This is a genomic window from Desulfomonile tiedjei (genome assembly GCA_016212925.1).
In the GTDB taxonomy this organism is placed as follows: domain Bacteria; phylum Desulfobacterota; class Desulfomonilia; order Desulfomonilales; family Desulfomonilaceae; genus JACRDF01.
This window is the reverse complement of record JACRDF010000047.1, coordinates 443,772-460,120: the sequence shown is the minus strand read 5'-3', so window position 1 is coordinate 460,120 and position 16,349 is coordinate 443,772. Positions and strand designations below refer to the sequence as shown.

Annotated in this window: 14 protein-coding genes; 13 read left to right on the top strand and 1 reads right to left on the bottom strand. The window is 54.3% G+C overall.

Translation table 11 applies throughout. From position 1 onward, the window contains the following. Nucleotides 1–512 precede the first annotated feature (512 nt). The 12 genes from HY913_20850 to HY913_20795 all read left to right on the top strand — a co-directional run bounded on the left by HY913_20850 (nt 513) and on the right by HY913_20795 (nt 13,613). Nucleotides 513–1,898: an aldehyde dehydrogenase gene (locus tag HY913_20850; GenBank protein MBI4965739.1), complete on the top strand. Its 1,386-nt coding sequence runs from the start codon at nt 513–515 to the stop codon at nt 1,896–1,898. 84 nt (nt 1,899–1,982) lie between these two features. Next, nucleotides 1,983–2,321, top strand: a complete 339-nt coding sequence (locus HY913_20845) for a ferredoxin family protein (GenBank protein MBI4965738.1) — start codon at nt 1,983–1,985, stop codon at nt 2,319–2,321. Nucleotides 2,322–2,625: 304 nt separating this feature from the next. Beyond that, nucleotides 2,626–3,774, top strand: coding sequence for a 2-oxoacid:acceptor oxidoreductase subunit alpha (locus HY913_20840; GenBank protein MBI4965737.1), 1,149 nt, complete (start codon nt 2,626–2,628; stop codon nt 3,772–3,774). A gap of 24 nt (nt 3,775–3,798) precedes the next feature. Then, nucleotides 3,799–4,722, top strand: coding sequence for a 2-oxoacid:ferredoxin oxidoreductase subunit beta (locus tag HY913_20835; protein MBI4965736.1), 924 nt, complete (start codon nt 3,799–3,801; stop codon nt 4,720–4,722). Then, on the top strand, nt 4,719–5,294 hold the full coding sequence (locus HY913_20830) for a 2-oxoacid:acceptor oxidoreductase family protein (GenBank protein ID MBI4965735.1): 576 nt from the start codon (nt 4,719–4,721) through the stop codon (nt 5,292–5,294). Before HY913_20835 ends, HY913_20830 begins: the two co-directional genes overlap by 4 nt. A 278-nt stretch (nt 5,295–5,572) precedes the next feature. Beyond that, nucleotides 5,573–8,023, top strand: a complete 2,451-nt coding sequence (locus HY913_20825; protein ID MBI4965734.1) for a hydrogenase iron-sulfur subunit — start codon at nt 5,573–5,575, stop codon at nt 8,021–8,023. After that, the gene (locus HY913_20820; protein ID MBI4965733.1) at nt 8,020–8,484 is read left to right on the top strand and encodes a 4Fe-4S dicluster domain-containing protein; all 465 of its coding nucleotides are present in this window, start codon (nt 8,020–8,022) and stop codon (nt 8,482–8,484) included. Before HY913_20825 ends, HY913_20820 begins: the two co-directional genes overlap by 4 nt. A 42-nt stretch (nt 8,485–8,526) precedes the next feature. Beyond that, nucleotides 8,527–9,420: a CoB--CoM heterodisulfide reductase subunit B gene (locus HY913_20815; GenBank protein ID MBI4965732.1), complete on the top strand. Its 894-nt coding sequence runs from the start codon at nt 8,527–8,529 to the stop codon at nt 9,418–9,420. Between the two features lie 53 nt (nt 9,421–9,473). Continuing rightward, the gene (locus tag HY913_20810; GenBank protein ID MBI4965731.1) at nt 9,474–10,337 is read left to right on the top strand and encodes an Mrp/NBP35 family ATP-binding protein; all 864 of its coding nucleotides are present in this window, start codon (nt 9,474–9,476) and stop codon (nt 10,335–10,337) included. Between the two features lie 27 nt (nt 10,338–10,364). Then, entirely contained in the window at nt 10,365–11,057 is a 693-nt protein-coding gene (locus HY913_20805; protein MBI4965730.1) for a rhomboid family intramembrane serine protease, read from the top strand. Nucleotides 11,058–11,484: 427 nt separating this feature from the next. Then, nucleotides 11,485–12,207, top strand: a complete 723-nt coding sequence (locus HY913_20800; GenBank protein MBI4965729.1) for a L,D-transpeptidase family protein — start codon at nt 11,485–11,487, stop codon at nt 12,205–12,207. 317 nt (nt 12,208–12,524) lie between these two features. Then, the gene (locus tag HY913_20795; protein MBI4965728.1) at nt 12,525–13,613 is read left to right on the top strand and encodes a mechanosensitive ion channel family protein; all 1,089 of its coding nucleotides are present in this window, start codon (nt 12,525–12,527) and stop codon (nt 13,611–13,613) included. Between the two features lie 292 nt (nt 13,614–13,905). Here the strand turns inward: HY913_20795 and HY913_20790 are convergent, their stop codons facing one another. Further along, nucleotides 13,906–15,081 carry a sorbosone dehydrogenase family protein gene (locus tag HY913_20790; GenBank protein ID MBI4965727.1) on the bottom strand — a complete coding sequence of 392 codons (1,176 nt, stop codon included), beginning with the start codon at nt 15,079–15,081 and terminating at the stop codon, nt 13,906–13,908. Between the two features lie 540 nt (nt 15,082–15,621). Here HY913_20790 and HY913_20785 point away from each other — a divergent pair. Continuing rightward, nucleotides 15,622–16,266, top strand: coding sequence for a HEAT repeat domain-containing protein (locus HY913_20785; GenBank protein ID MBI4965726.1), 645 nt, complete (start codon nt 15,622–15,624; stop codon nt 16,264–16,266). Nucleotides 16,267–16,349: the final 83 nt, after the last annotated feature.

Genomic DNA, 16,349 nt, shown 5'->3' with positions numbered 1-16,349 from the left:
CGGTACTTCTGGATGTAGTTCCTCTTTATCGTCTGATCTTGGCTGTTGATTCTCATGGACTTATTACCCCTGTCTGAGGATACCTCGTCCACGAATTATCTAACATCTACAATTGCGAGGAGTGAAACGACGAAGCAATCTAGGCTTTAGCGGTGCAGGAGATTGCTTCGCTTCGCTCGCAATGACAATCTTTTGCCGCCCGTGACTGAGGGCTTACCGGGCCGTCTTATCAACAAACGAACTCGCTCCGGACCGGCAACGAATCGTTGCTCAGGCCGCCACCAAGAAGATGCCACCGAGAGTTGGTTCCATGGACGTGTCCCGCTCCTCGCGGGACTCGTCTGTGGCACGATGATGAAAAAGGGCTCGCCTTCCGACGCGAGGATTGCCATAGGAAGTTGCGTTCTACCTAGGAAATTGGTACAAGCGGCAAAGTAAGGGACCTGAATCTGCCACCCCCCACAACTGACACAGCTCATCGGAACATAAAGGACCGAAGAAAGGAAGCTGGCATGGAAATCCAAGAAATCGCCGCGTTGGTTGAGAAGCAACGAACATTTTTCAATACTCGCGTAACCTACGATGTTTCCTTTCGGGTCAATCAGTTAAGGGCTCTGAAAAAGGCAATACTCGATCACGAAGAGGCAATATACGAAGCTCTGAGACTGGACTTGAAGAAGTCGAGGTTCGAGACGTACGTGAGCGAAATTGCTTTGCTGCTCAAGGAGATCGACCACTCGTGCGCCAAATTGCCCTCTTGGGCTAAACCCAAGCGCACGTGGACGCCGCTGGTGCATTTTCCGGCCTTGAGTTCCATTTATTCCGAACCCCTTGGTGTCACGCTCATCATCGGAACGTGGAACTACCCCATCCAGTTGACGCTCGGTCCGCTGATAGCCGCAATGTCCGCGGGTAATTGCGCCATTGTGGTCCCATCGAGACTGGCGCCCAACACATCCCGCCTGATGGGCGAAATGATTGGCAAAAACTTCGATCCCGGCCTGGTCACCGTTGTGGAAGGTGGGGGCGCAACTGCTCAGGCCCTACTGGAACACCGATTCGACCACATTTTCTTTACCGGCGGCACGAATGTAGGAAAACAAATCGCCATGGCCGCGGCTAAGCATCTCACGCCCTGCACACTTGAACTTGGCGGCAAAAGCCCCTGCATCGTAGACCGCAACGTAAGGCTGGACGTGACTGCACGGCGGATCACCTGGGGAAAGTTCTTCAACGCGGGGCAGAGCTGTGTGGCTCCGGATTATCTGCTGGTGGACAAGGCGATCAAGAAAGATCTGCTCGAAACCATAAAGGATTGCATAACCAAGTTCTACGGCGAAAATCCCCAAGCGAGCCCGGACTACTCCAGGATCGTCAACAGCAAGCACTTTGAACGCCTGTCCGGCCTAATGTCGGAAGGGGACATAATAATCGGCGGAAAAACAGATCCGGGCGACAAATACATCGCGCCCACTGTCATTGATAACGTGTCGATGGATCACAAGGTCATGGAATCGGAGATTTTCGGTCCCATTCTGCCGGTGGTGGAGTACGAAACCTTGTCCCAGGCAATCGAGATGGTCAACAGTCGCCCTAAACCGCTGTCCCTTTACCTTTTCTCCGACAATAGCGAGACCAAGGAACGGGTCCTTCGTGAGACTTCGTCGGGCGGCGGCTGTGTCAACGACACGGTCGTCCATCTCTCCACGCGATCCCTGCCCTTCGGCGGCGTGGGAGACAGCGGTATGGGACGGTACCACGGTAAGGCGGGATTCGACACATTTTCGAACCAAAAATCAATTCTCAAAAGACCGTTTTGGCTTGACGTAAACCTTCGATATGCCCCGTACGGGACGCGCCTGCCCTTCATGAAGAAGCTGCTGGGCCTTTTCGGATAAGGGCGCTTCGGAGGACGAATTGACTCCTGACGAAAAACATTTATACTGAAAGCCTTATAGACAGTCTCCAATGGAGCTTAGCCTATGAAATTTTGGCGGTTGCCTCTTGATGCCGAGGCTCATTCCATGCCTCACGGAACGGTCCATATTATTGAGGATCGTTGCAAGGGTTGCGGGTTCTGTATCGAGTTTTGTCCTAACGAATGCCTGAAGGAGAGCCAACGCTTCAACGTAAAGGGCTACCATCCGCCTGAACTGGCATTTCAGGCCGAAGACTGCGTTGACTGCGGACTGTGCAGCCTGATATGTCCGGAATTCGCTATCTTCACCGAGCTGAAAGCCGCTAAAAAGATTACGGAAGATGACATCCAGAAGGTGACCACCCGTTACTCGCGAAAGGACCAGAGATATAGAAAGAAGTAGTCTTGAGCAGGATTGAGGAGTTGAAGAATGGGGGGAGGACCTTTTTGTAAAAAGGTCCTCCCCGCACCCCTCTCCAAAAACTTCTGTACTCTGTTCGCTTTGCAGCGCCGGCAGCCGGCACCGCACAGCGAATAAGATGAGAAGTTTTTTCGACAAGAGCACCGGGAAAATTTCTTAATTAAGAAAATTTCCCCATGTATTAGGCAAATCCTATTGAGTTTTCGATCTCCTGTGGGCTTCTTCCATTCTAATTGTCGGTAATGCCTCGGCTTGTACTGCGGCTTTCATTTGTTAGGACTGTTACATGGCGGACAAGGACATTCTCAGCGGAGAGCATTTTATACACGGCGATGCAGCTTGTGCCGAAGGCGGCATTGCTGCGGGCTGCCGGTTTTTTGCAGGTTATCCGATCACTCCGGCTACCGAGATCGCGGAGCGCATGGCTCGGCGGCTTCCCGAAGTCGGAGGAGTCTATATCCAAATGGAAGACGAGATTGGGTCCATGGCGGCCATATTGGGCGCTTCATGGGGCGGGGTGAAATCCATGACGTCAACGTCAGGGCCCGGATTTTCTCTTATGATGGAAAATGTCGGCCTGGGCATGATGACGGAAACACCATGTGTGGTTGTCAACGTCCAGCGCGGGGGGCCCTCCACTGGTTTGCCGACGCTCGTTGGACAAGCGGACGTGATGCAGGCTCGATGGGGCTCTCACGGGGACTACGGCTGCATAGCGCTCGCTCCTTCTTCACCCCAGGAATGCTTTGACCTGACCGTGCAGGCTTTTAACCTATCCGAGATATATCGGCAGCCCGTATTTGTCATGTCGGACGAGGTAGTCGGCCACATGACGGAAAAGGTCGTCATTCCAAAACGGGAAGAGCTAAAAGTCGTTGCACGTGTAAGCCCCAGTCAGTCGCCCAGGGATTATTTGCCCTTCGAGACAACCGGTCGCATGCCGGCACCAATGGCCGTAGTGGGACAGGGTTATCACGTTCACGTGACAGGGCTCACCCACGACGAACGGGGCTACCCGGATATAACAGCCGATGTTCAGGAACGAAACGTCCGCCATCTGGTGGACAAGATACGAAAAAACGCGGACAAGATCATCCAGGTTGACGGCGTGGGCCTTGATGATGCGCAGGTGGTCGTGGTGGCTTATGGCTGCGCTTCACGGGTCGGCCGCCAGGCGGTGGAAGACCTCATAAAACGGGGACACAAAGTCGGCCTGTTGCGACTGGTCACTCTTTGGCCTTTTCCTTCCAACCTGATCCGGAGCCTGGCAGGCCGAGTTAAGGCGTTCATAGTCCCGGAAATCAATTATGGACAGATGGCCTACGAGGTGGAACGGACTGCACAGGGTAAGGCTGAAACGGTACTCATGGCCTTGATGGGCGGGTCCATCCACACGCCCGAGGAGATCGCGGATGCTGCGGGAGAGTACATCTGATACAACAATTCACGGGGAGACCCCATGAAAGTACGCCTCAGGGATCTGAAACCTTTCGATTTACAAGCTGCCGATGAGATAATTCAGAAGGACCACGGCCTGCATCCGGATGACAAGTATCTGAAACCCGGCAGGATTCCTCATATCTGGTGTGCAGGCTGCGGTCTGGGAGTGGTTTTGACGTGCTTCATTGAAAGCATACGGCGCAAAGGCATTCCGGTGGACGAGTGTGCCGTGGTGTCCGGCATCGGTTGCACGGGCAGGGTTGCCGGGTACCTGGACATGGATTCATACCACACCACCCACGGAAGAGCGATCCCGTTCGCGACGGGACTGGCGCTAGCCAAACCCGATCTTAACGTGACGGTATTTTCCGGCGACGGCGACCTCTTCGCTATCGGCGGGAACCATCTCATCCACGCGGCCCGCCGTAACGTAAACCTGAAGGTGATTTGTGTAAACAACTTCAATTTTGGAATGACCGGAGGGCAGGTTGCGCCGACTACCCCTCTGGAGGCCAAGACATCCACTACACCGTTGGGCAACGCTGAACCGGGGTTTAATTTACCACACGTGGCCCACGCGGCCGGCGCCATTTACGTGGCTAGATGGACGACGTTTCATCCGAGACAACTCGTGCATTCCATTTCCCAGGCATTTGACAAGAAGGGGTTCACGTTTATAGAAGTCATTGCTCCTTGCCCGACAGGTTACGGTCGGCCCAACAAGCTCGGGGCAGGCCTCGATGAAATGCGTTATTACAGAGAGATGTCGGAGGTCCGCAATGGGGCCGACCCAAGCGACGTGGAAATCCGCCTGAGGGGCAAAATAGTGGTCGGAACGTTCGTGGACACCGTTCGGCCGGACTTTATGGAGAATTACGCCGGCATGGTCGTCGCTCGAGCCAAGGCCAAACTGAAAGGCAAGGAAAAGGGCAGATCCGCATGACCGTGAAACAGGAAATAAGGCTCGCGGGATTCGGAGGACAGGGCATAATCCTTTCAGGCCACATTCTCGGAAAGGCCGCCGCTCTTTTTGAGAGGAAGAACGCTGTTTTTACACAGAACTACGGCCCGGAGGCACGGGGGGGCTCGTGCAGCGCGGACGTGGTCATATCGGATGAAACCATACACTATCCCAAAGTCGGGCAGCCGGACGTGCTGGTGATAATGAGCCAGGGGGCGTTACAAACGTACGGAAATTCCATCCGCGCCCATGGCATGCTGATCCTGGATCGGGACCTGGTTAACCTGAACGTGGAGCCGGAAGGTATAACGGTCTACAGAGTGCCTTCCACACGCATCGCCGAAGAAATGGGGAAAAAGATCGCCGCCAACATCGTGATGCTTGGAGCCGTCACCGCGCTGTCAGGAGTAGTCGGTTACGAGGCGATGAAAGCGGCTGTGATGGCCTCGATCCCCGCGGGAACCGAGGACCTTAACATCTCGGCCTTTGATTTGGGTTATGAATACGGGCAAAAGGTTTTGGCCGGAACAGAAAGAAATCCCGGAGTTCATTGAATTGTCTTGATATCCGGGAAGTCGGTGCCGGCCACCCGAGGGCCGCTGACTCGGCCTTTCAACAGACAGTCGGCCTGGGTGGCAATCCCACGGCTTTCCAAACCGGGAGCCACGTTCGAATGAAATCACCAGTTCGGGCGCTCGCACGCCGAGGGCCCTTGACCCAGACAATAAAACTTCCGACCCGCTTGAGCCGGAAGCCGAAAAGCGGCGCTCGACCGACGTTACAGAGAGGTTTTCCCGACGGACCAGACGGATTGCCGGAGGACACAGTTGAATTGAAAGAGAAAACCGAAGAAACACCCAAGTACGCCGACTCTAACGACCTGCGAATCGGCGTATATGTTTGCCACTGCGGCAAGAACATCGGAGGCACGGTACGATGTGAGGAGGTCGCGGAACACGCCCGGCTTCTGCCTGGTGTCGCTCTGGCCAAAGACTCCTTGTACACCTGCTCGGAGCCTGGCCAGGAACAGATCAAAGCCGACATCAAGGAACACAATTTGAACCGCGTGGTGGTTGCTTCCTGCACGCCTAGATTGCACGAGCCTACGTTCAGAGCCGCATGCGAAAGCGCAGGTTTGAACCCGTACCTGCTTGAAATGGCAAATATCCGAGAGCACTGCTCGTGGGTGCATCTCCACGAAAAGGACGCGGCCACGGAAAAAGCCAAGAATCTGGTGGAAATGGCTGTAGCCAGGGCCGCAAGATTGAAGCCGCAGTTCGAGTTGACCGTTCCGGTGGCTCGTAAGGCGATGGTCATCGGAGGCGGCGTAGCAGGGATTCAGGCGGCACTCGACCTGGCCGACGCGGGCTACCAGGTATATCTAATAGAGAGGACCGGCAGTATCGGCGGCCGCATGGCTCAAATAGACAAGACTTTCCCCACCATGGATTGCTCCATCTGCATACTCGCGCCGAAAATGAGCGAAGTGGGCCGTCATCCGAATATTGAATTGTTGACTCTGGCGGAGGTCAAGGAGGTTCAGGGTCATATTGGCAACTTTCGGGTGCAAGTGCTGAAAAGGGCCCGGTACGTTACGAAAGAGTGCACCGCCTGCGGTGACTGCATTCAAGCATGTCCTCAGTTGGCCCCGGACGAGTTCAACGCGGGTTTGACCATTCGCCATGGGATTTATATTCCGTTTGCGCAGGCTGTGCCGTCCACCTTTCTTATCGACATGGACCGCTGCCTCAACAATCAGGGCATCGTGGCCTGTGACCGATGTTTTCAGGCTTGCTCTCACAAGTGCATCGACTTTTCCGCCAGGGACGAGATGCTGGAAATCAACGTGGGGACCATCGTAGTGGCCACCGGCGTCGATGTTTACGATCCCACTTCTCTAACCGAACTCGGATACGGCAAATTCCCGAATGTGATCACCACATTGGAATTCGAGCGGCTGATCAATGCAGGCGGCCCGTCTTCCGGGGAGCTTATTCGGCCGTCGGACCGCAAACGCCCTCAAAGGGTTGCGTTTCTTCAGTGTATAGGCTCCCGGAGCAAGCGCAGCAATCCGTATTGCAGCAATGTTTGCTGCATGAACACAATCAAGGACGCTCTTCTCATAAAGGAACACTGGCCTGAGACCGAGATCTACGTTTTCTACATAGACATCCGAGCCTTTGGCAAAGGGTTTGAGGACCTCTTCCAGCGGGCGAGACGCGAGGGCGTGACTTTTATCCGCGGTATACCGGGCGAGATCATTGAAGATATCAGTACCGACAACCTCACGTTGCTCGGGGAAAACACTCTTCTGGGAAATCCGTATCGGTACACTATGGACATGGTAATCCTTTCCGTGGGCATCATGCCTCATAAAGACGCAGGGGTGCTCCAGCGGCTCTTGAACCTTGCCACTGATACGGACGGATTCTACATGGAGGCTCACCCGAAGCTCCGACCTGTGGACACCACCACTGGCGGGGTATTCCTGGCAGGAGCGGCAGAAGGTCCCAAAGACATAAAGGATTCGGTAACTCAGGCATCCGCGGCTGCCTCCCGGGCTAATATTCTCATGAGCAAAGGGGAGGTCAAAGTACCCGCGGTAACGGCGAAGATCGACCCTGACAAGTGCACCGCGTGCGGCTTGTGCGCGAGGGTATGCCCGTACCATGCAATTGAAGGCGGCAAGGAACAGGGCTATTTTCGGGTCATAGAAGCGGCATGCCAGGGCTGCGGAGCATGCGTGCCCGAATGTCGATTCCAGGCTATAGACCAAACACACTTCACTGAAGATCAAATAGTTAGCCAAATCGATATGGCTCTGGCGCATGATCCTCACAACAAAATCCTGGCGTTTGCATGTAACTGGTGTTCTTATGCTGGGGCCGACTTCGCCGGCGTTTCGAGAATACAGTATCCTCACAATGTCCGAATCATACGGACCATGTGCTCAGCTCGGGTATCACCGCGCTGGATTGAAAAGGCGTTTTTGCAGGGGGCCGGCGCGGTGCTGGTTTCAGGCTGCCATCCGGCGGATTGTCATTACAACAACGCCAATCAGAACACCGCCCGAAGGGTCGAAAAGTATTGGAAGCGGATGGAGAAGCTCGGGATAAATAAGGACCGGCTGAGACTGGCCTGGGTTTCCGCGGCCGAAGGGGCCCAGTTCGCACGCGTGATCCAGGAAATGGAGCAGGGATTGCAAAAGGTCTCGCGCAAAGAGATTCAAAGCGCGGCTGAAAAGCTCAGAAAATCGCTGATCAAGAAGAGCGAAACAACATGACAACCATAAAGATCTGGAAACACTTTCCGAGAGAAGATCTTTACGAGTGCTACCAATGTGCTCGTTGCACCGGTTCATGCCCCGCGATGCAGGTGGCTCCCGCGATCGGTCCCAGGGGCGCCATCCTTAAGTGTCTCAACCTGGGACACGACGAGGTGGTTGAGGACGAAAAAATCTGGCTTTGCTGCACCTGCAACGTCTGTGAAGACCGATGTCCGCAGAAAATCCCAATCTCGGATCTCCTTGTAGCCCTGCGCAATTCCGCGGCTCGTAGAGGCAATATACCCAGCCGGCTCGGTGTGGCGATTGAGCTGCTGGCCAAAACGGGGCGCTCGATGATCGTGCACCAGCTCGACGAGATGAGGGCGCATCATGGACTTGCGCCTCTGCCGCCTGCGCCCGTCGAGGAGGTGCGGAAGATTCTGAAAAAAACCGGCTTGGAGGAAGTTGTCGAGATTTAGCTCTGCCGGCCATGCCACTCAAGAAGTTACCAAGAGAATATCATGAAGTATGCGTTGTTTCTCGGTTGCGCCATCCCAATAAAATATCCCGGCTTTGAAGCCGCTACTCGCCTCGTGTGCGACAGGCTCGGAATAGAACTGGTAGATCTACCGTTTTCTTGTTGTCCTCCGCCTACCAGCATGAAGCTCGTCCATTACGATTCCTGGTTGGCGCTGGCTGCCCGAAACCTTTGTCTGGCCGAGGAAGCGGGGCTGGACCTCTTAACCCTGTGTTCCGGATGCGTGAATACGCTCAAAGAGGCCAACCTGATTCTCAAGCAGAGCGAAGCCAAGAAGAGAAAGGTCAACAAGATCCTGGAAGAGCACCATCATCACTTCAAAGGGACCATCGAGGTTACCCACATCCTTGACGTGCTGTATCAGGATACGGTGGTCGACAAGATGATCAAGGAACAGGTGCGGGAAGTTCCCTTGCGAGTCGGGTGCCACTACGGGTGCCATTACTTTCGACCACCAAAGGTCATGTATCCGGAAGAGCTGTCGGCCGCGGAATCCTACGTGCCGGTAAAAATGGATCACCTTCTCTCCATCATCGGGGTGGAGCCGACTGAATTTTCCAGAAAGTTCCTTTGTTGTGGCTCGCCGCTTGGTGCCAACGCAGACCAGGACGCGGGCTATGCCATCACCAAGCAAAAGCTGGCTTATATCCACGAACGCAACATTCAGGCTATATCGGTGATTTGTCCTTCGTGTTTCGAGCAGTTTGACATGGGCCAGATAGTCCTGGCACGCAAGAACAAAGAGAAGGAAAAAATTCCGACCTTTTACCTGACCCAGCTTGTGGGTCTCGCTCTGGGTCTTACTTCCAAGGAAGTGGGCCTTGACGTTCATCGGGTGAAGTCTAAAAAACTCCTGGAGAGCGTGGGCATTGCTTGAACTCCACTTCGTTCGTCCGGCTCAAAAACCGTTTATCAGGCAGGATGTTGATAATGGATGAGAAAAAGAAGTCACTCTCGAGAGAAGAGATACAGGAATTGCGCGAAGATCTGTTGCTTGCCGACACGCTGACGAGAATCGAGAACACTTTCATGGTTCTTTCCGGAAAGGGCGGCGTGGGCAAGAGTACCCTGGCGGTGAATTTGGCAGCGTCATTGGCCGCGGCAGATCGCCAGGTCGGCCTCCTGGACATCGACATACACGGTCCGAGTGTTCCAACTCTGCTGAAGCTCGAAGGGGTGGTGGCTTCAGGTATGTCTGAAAAGGGCTTGGTGCCGGTCCGATACAATGACAATCTCAAAGTCATGTCCATTGAGTTTGTCATGAAGGACCACCCGGAAGAAGCGGTAATTTGGCGCGGACCGATGAAACACCGCATGATATGGCAGTTTCTTGCAGAGGTCGATTGGGGTGACCTGGACTTCTTGATAGTTGACGCCCCACCCGGGACCGGTGACGAGCCTCTTTCCATCTGCCAGATGGCGCCCCCCCGATCTCAAGCCGTCATAGTTACCACACCTCAATTGGTGGCGCTCAAAGACGTTAAGAAATCCATCCGATTCTGCAAGAGCCTCGGTATGCCGGTTTTCGGTATCATCGAGAACATGAGCGGATTCGTTTGCCCTGAATGCGGAACCATGCACGACCTATTCAAGTCCGGAGGCGGTGAAAGGTTGGCTCGCGAGACCGGATTCCGTTTCCTGGGAAGAATTCCGATCGATCCCAGGCTGGTAACCGCATCGGACGATGGTAAGCCTTTTGTGTTGGAATATCCTACTTCTCCCGCGGCCAAAGCTTTTGATGAAATAATTGGTCCCATGCTGGCGCTCGCTCCCGCGAGATTGAAGAAGCATTGATATCAGCCGCGATGAAGGGGAGCAACTATGATACCGCTTCGGGACAGCAATCCTTCAGCCACGGTTCCCATTGTAACGATTGTCCTGATCGTAATTAACAGCATCGTGTGGCTTTACGAAGTTTCCCTCGGGGCTCGTGCGGATCAATTCATTGTTGAATATGGGCTCATCCCGGTTCGGTTTTTAAACTTTTACAGATACTCCGGGGGCCTTACCGACAACGCGATAGTGCCTCTTTTCTCTTCCATTTTCATGCATGCCGGATGGTTACACGTCATTGGCAATATGTGGTTTCTGTGGATATTCGGGGACAACGTCGAGGATCGGCTGGGCCACATCACGTATTTGATTTTTTATATACTTTGCGGGCTGGGATCGTCACTTATCCATGTTTTCTTCAACACGGGATCTCAGATCCCGACCATAGGGGCCAGTGGCGCAATCTCGGGTGTCTTGGGGGCTTATCTGGTAAGTTTTCCACATGCGCGGATACACACTTTATTGATCATTTTCATTATTATTCGATTCGTTGAATTGCCTGCGTTTATATTCCTTATCATTTGGTTCGCGTTTCAATTCATCAGCGGTACCGCGCAGATAGGAGCACGGGGCGATGTTGGTGGCGTGGCCTACTGGGCCCACATGGGAGGCTTTGTTGTCGGAATACTGCTCCTATGGATAATGCCCAAGAAGCCTGTGTACCGGACCACCAGATGGTGATGACCGCGAGCCCTTCCAATCGTGAATCTGCTTTTAAAGCCATATGATGCCAATGCGCTTTCATGCCAGTAAGCATTGAGGGCATCCTGCGTCCCACGGGAGCGGGAAAAAGGGGTTGACGGTAAGGTTGACGGTGAGGTACGCTCAGAATCAGGAAAAAAGGGGCTCTTTCGCCAACATGACGACGGTTTTGCCTGCGTCCGGTAGTGTTGTACTCCCCGCGGAGTCCTTTTCGCGGTCAGAGAGGCAACCTTCTACCCCTGAAGAGTGCCAAAAGGGTAAAAATGGCAAGACTGCGGCATAATTCAGGCTCATATGAACTCAGATGCCTGTCTCACCGGCCAAACACGGCCAAAGACGATAGATGCCTAAACCATGGTTTATCCCCGACGCCGGATGAACCGGTGGCCGCGCACCGTAGCGTAGCATGAAGATGCGAAAGCGAATCATTTTGACCTTGTCGATCGTGCTCATGGTTTTGGGCCTACTTCTCTACTTCTACGGCCGGGCGATCTGGTTCCCATATTATCTGACGTTGAAGGGTAAGCGAACGGTTGATGAGGTAGTCTCACTCCATGGCCCTAAGGCTGAGCAGCGTTTGCGACCATGCTTTCAGAAGTGCGGTGTTGCGTACCCGCCCGCGGGGATCACCCTTGTTGCTCTGAAAGAAGAGATGCTCCTGGAACTCTGGGCACGACAAAGAGACGCCTGGACTTTCGTGAAGACGTTCGACGTGAAGGAAGCCAGTGGGAGGCCGGGACCGAAGCTCCGGGAAGGAGACCGCCAGGTTCCGGAAGGCTTCTACAGAATCGTGGCCCTCAACCCGAACAGCAACTATCATCTGTCCATGAAGCTGAACTACCCCAACGCCTTCGATCAGGAGCAGGCGAAGCTGGACGGACGACAGCACCTCGGCGGAGACATCTTCATTCATGGAAAGGCGTTGTCGATCGGTTGCCTGGCCATGGGGGACGAGGCCATCGAAGAGCTGTTCGTGCTCACGGCCCGTATCGGCATGGACAAGGTTTCAGTCATCATTGCGCCACGGGATTTGCGTAATTACCCCCCTGCGGCGGAGAAAGACCTTCCTCCTTGGGTCAAGGGCCTGTGGCGCGATATGCACGCGAAATTGCGCGATTTCAGGCCATGACGCACCTTGACGATTGGGTGCCACTGCTGGCTTGTCCAGCAGTGCATCCTCCAAGAATCCCGCGAAACGCGGGACGGGACAAGCCAGCAGTGGCACCCACAATTCAATCCGTGATTACTTTCGAGAACCGCTATACCCTCTCGTACGAGAGAACATGGCGGGCACCCCGCGGCCGGCTGGACCGCCACCACATCATGGTAGCGGCCGGCGGCAATGCCCGCGGGATTGCCGCGAAAGCGACCTGCCTGTCCATCAAATCCAGGGGTGATTAAATTGAAAGTAAGAACGAGCAGGAGGTTGGACAGTTGGAGGTTACCATGGAATTGATCAATCAATGGCTCGCCGAGATGGAGGTCGCTCCACTGGTCGGAGCCATCATTATTGCGCTGGCCACCATCGTCGCCGCGAGCATGGCACGACTGATGGGGCGAAGAATCGCGCTGGCGTTGTCCCGCTGGTCCGGACTGGGAATAAGTACTCAACTCTTCGAGATCATTCGCGGACCTTTGTGGGTCAGCGTAGCGCTGGTGGGGATTCTGGCCGAAGTCAACTGGATTATGCCGCCGGAGCGTATCGATTTCCTGGTGTCAGGCGCGACTAAGACCTGCCTGGCGATTATATGGATAGTCGTTCTTGGGCAAACACTGAAGCTTGCCAGTTCCAGGCTAGGCGGGTACTACCCTGGTGCGTCAGAATTCCTCAGACTTTCTGAAAACATAGGATTGGCCGCTGTCGGCATCATCGGGGGGCTCATGGTGCTGGCGGTGTGGCAGATAAACCTGACCCCTCTCCTGGCCTCTGCCGGCATTGCGGGGCTTATTGTGGGCTTGGCCGCTAAGGACACTTTGGCAAACTTCTTCGGCGGAATAAGTGTCTTTCTCGATCGCCCTTTTAAGCCGGGCGACTACATTGTGCTGAGTACCGGCGAGCGCGGAAAGGTGGTCGATATAGGTCTCAGAAGCACTAGAATCTTGACGAGGGACGACGTCCTCATATCCGTGCCCAATTCCGTAATCGTTAGCACCAAGATTATTAACGAGAGCGCTCCTTATCCTCGAATGAGAGTCAGGATAAAGGTCTCGGTTACTGTCGATACCTCTGATGTGGACCAGGTTCAAGAGGTGTTGCTCAAGGTAGCCGGCGAAAACCCTCTGGTCTTGTCCGAACCGAGACCTCGAGTGCGGTTGCGGTCCTTTGGTGATTCATCCCTGGACTTCGAACTGCTATGCTGGACCGGTTATCCCAAGGACAAAGGCAGGCTTATCCATCAACTCAATTTTGCAATATTTAAAGCGTTCAAGCAGGCAGAGATAGACCTTCCGATGCCCCAAAGAGACCTGTACGTGCATCCCATCTTGGATCAAGCAAACAGCGACAGCGGGGGTCGGCACACGGAAGCGCATTAAATATCAGGACAGGCAAGTGCATCGCGTGACGCTGTGGGAGCGTTCCTTGCTTGTAAGCCTTCAGTCACGCGGAGCGATCGGCACGTCTCTGTCATTGCGAGGAGTGAAACGACGAAGCAATCTCAAAGCCTAAAAGCAGAGATTGCTTCGCCTCGCTCGCAATGACAACTCACGTCACTGTTGTTACGAAAATAATAGCGAACTGGTATTACACGTGGACACCCACCGTTTAATTTGGTCTCGATTCCCTCCTATGTAGATATCGGACCTGCTCATCAACCTTGATGAGTCCCTATTTTTTGTAACTGATTCTATAGATTGCGCTGGCCGAATCGTCCGACACAAGGAGCGCTCCGTCGGGCATTACCTGCACGTCCACCGGCCGACCCCACGCTTTCCAGCCCTGGAGCCAACCTTCTGCAATAACCTCATATTTGATTGCGCGATTATTTTCAAGGCGAACCAGGGTGATACGATAGCCGACCGGCACACTCCGGTTCCACGAACCGTGCTCCGCTATGAATATTTGATTCCTGTACTGCTGCGGAAACATTTCCCCCGTATAAAAGCGCATGCCGAGAGAAGCCACATGAGGCCCCAGTTCCATGGCCGGCGGAACAGAATCCTTGCAGGGACGCTTGACCCCGAACTCGGGGTCGGAAATATCCTTGCCGTGGCAAAACGGAAAACCGAAGTTGAGCCCTTTTTTGGGCGCGCGATTCAACTCATCCGGCGGTCGGTCGTCACCAAGCCAATCCCGACCGTTATCCGTGAACCACAGTTCGCGGGTGCGGGGGTCCCAGTCAAACCCGACTGAATTACGTATTCCGGATGCGAATATTTCCAGGTCAGTGCCATCCGGATTCATTCTCATAATTGTGGCAAACCGGGGGTCATCACGCAGGCAGATGTTGCATGGGGCACCCACTGGGACGTACAGCTTTCCATCAGGCCCGAAACGAATGAATTTCCATCCGTGATGTCGATCACTCGGAAAGCCTTCACTAACAACCACAGGCTTTGGCGGATTGTGAATCCGGTCCTCGATGTTGTCGAAGCGCAAAACCCTGCCGATCTCGGCAACGTACAGCGAGCCGTTCCGAAACGCTACACCATTAGGCATCGTCAGCCCTTGCGCAATTGTTACAACTTCATCAGCCTTGTTGCTTTTTTTGCGGTCAATTACCGCGTAAACTCGACCCTCCTCGCGCGTGCCGACGAAAAGAACGCCTTTAGGGCTTAGCGTCATTGAACGTGCGCCGGGGACCTTATCGGTATACAGACTAATCTCAAAACCCGGCGGCAGCTTTATCTTGTCCAGATGCAGCCCGCGCCCTAAAATGGACGGTGCGCATAAACAGGCGGTAGAGAATAGAACCACTGCTACCAGGAAAAGTGGTAGAAGAACACTAAGCAATTTTCTGGTGCCCTTTTGCGGGTTCAAATCCCGCCCTTCATTGGGTTTCATCGCGACCTCCCGGCAAACAATTTGGGGGCCTGGCGATTCCCCCAAAGGCCACGTTATCAGAAGCAACGAGACACGCCTAGAATTGGTTTGCAGTTCGGACCATTCTGCCAACGAGAGTCAGACGTATATTACGACAACGCGAGGGAGGAGGGTTGACGGAGTCGAAGACGAAGACGTAATCTTAAGAACCGATTTCAAAACAGTGGGCGGAAGAGGGCTGGGTTGCAACAGCCTGGTCTCGGAACAACATGAGAGATTATTCTCCTTCCGTATGCAGCTATATATCGTTTGCCGGAATTTTTGTCTGATTTGTCGGGGTGATATCGCGTCATTCCTGCGAAAGCAGGAATCCAGCAAACTTTCCTGGGTTCCCGCTTTCGCGGGAACGACGGGGACGAGGAGCGCGTGTTGCGGGGAATGCCTGGTTAGTGTCTGCCGACGGGACTGCACATCCCGTGGCCAAACGGACATTGTTTTTAGCAATCGGTATAAGTCAGTGCAGTAATGCAACGGGAATGATCACCGAAGCGAGCCGATCCGATGGCGACTTCGTTCCAAAATACAGACCACGGAGGAACCTGGGCTTGGGCAGGGGTCCTATTCTTTGGACTTGGGACCGCTGCGTGTTTCTACTGTGTCTATGATCTCCGGTATCCCAATCGCTTTGTCGGCGACATGTACAACATGGAGGCCATGTCCAGGCTCCTCCTCCTGTGCTTCTTCGGAGGACTGACGCTCGTCGGGGGCGCAGTTTCGTGTGTGGGATGGTGGAAAAGACGGAAGCGGCTGCAACGGGTCGGCACTGCTATCACGGTTGTATCCTCGGTAGTCCTGATTACAATGGCTGTTGATATCGGACAAAGTCGACACATGAACGAAGTCCGCCGAGGCTACCCCGAAAAGAGTGTTGAAGAACTTCTTGCCATAGCCCGAGAACAGGAGGACCAGCACGCCATCGACGCTCTCATGACAAAAGCAGATCCAGCGGCTGTGCCGGGGCTGGCTATGATCCTCCTGGACGATAGTGCGCCCGGCAACCTTCGTTATGCCTCGGCTCAAGCTCTTGCACGAATCGGCGGTGAGGACGCTCTGAAGGCTCTGGAACAGGCGAAGGGATCTTCGAGAGATGAGCATTTCAGGGAATTCCTTTCTCATCTGCTTGAACAAGTGAGGTCAGTACCATAAAAAGGCTCCCCCGCTTTTTCTACGGTGCTGCCCATACCGGCCTCCGCACTGTTGGCCGCCGCGGGGGAGAACCCCATAAGTCA

Excerpts from the sequence above, each read along its gene's own strand:
- HY913_20790 (MBI4965727.1), bottom strand. The coding sequence starts at position 15,081 with ATGAAACCCAATGAAGGGCGGGATTTGAACCCGCAAAAGGGCACCAGA.
- HY913_20845 (MBI4965738.1), top strand. The coding sequence starts at position 1,983 with ATGAAATTTTGGCGGTTGCCTCTTGATGCCGAGGCTCATTCCATGCCT.
- HY913_20800 (MBI4965729.1), top strand. The coding sequence starts at position 11,485 with ATGAAGATGCGAAAGCGAATCATTTTGACCTTGTCGATCGTGCTCATG.
- HY913_20840 (MBI4965737.1), top strand. The coding sequence starts at position 2,626 with ATGGCGGACAAGGACATTCTCAGCGGAGAGCATTTTATACACGGCGAT.
- HY913_20850 (MBI4965739.1), top strand. The coding sequence starts at position 513 with ATGGAAATCCAAGAAATCGCCGCGTTGGTTGAGAAGCAACGAACATTT.
- HY913_20835 (MBI4965736.1), top strand. The coding sequence starts at position 3,799 with ATGAAAGTACGCCTCAGGGATCTGAAACCTTTCGATTTACAAGCTGCC.
- HY913_20830 (MBI4965735.1), top strand. The coding sequence starts at position 4,719 with ATGACCGTGAAACAGGAAATAAGGCTCGCGGGATTCGGAGGACAGGGC.
- HY913_20785 (MBI4965726.1), top strand. The coding sequence starts at position 15,622 with ATGGCGACTTCGTTCCAAAATACAGACCACGGAGGAACCTGGGCTTGG.
- HY913_20815 (MBI4965732.1), top strand. The coding sequence starts at position 8,527 with ATGAAGTATGCGTTGTTTCTCGGTTGCGCCATCCCAATAAAATATCCC.
- HY913_20810 (MBI4965731.1), top strand. The coding sequence starts at position 9,474 with ATGGATGAGAAAAAGAAGTCACTCTCGAGAGAAGAGATACAGGAATTG.
- HY913_20820 (MBI4965733.1), top strand. The coding sequence starts at position 8,020 with ATGACAACCATAAAGATCTGGAAACACTTTCCGAGAGAAGATCTTTAC.
- HY913_20795 (MBI4965728.1), top strand. The coding sequence starts at position 12,525 with ATGGAATTGATCAATCAATGGCTCGCCGAGATGGAGGTCGCTCCACTG.
- HY913_20805 (MBI4965730.1), top strand. The coding sequence starts at position 10,365 with ATGATACCGCTTCGGGACAGCAATCCTTCAGCCACGGTTCCCATTGTA.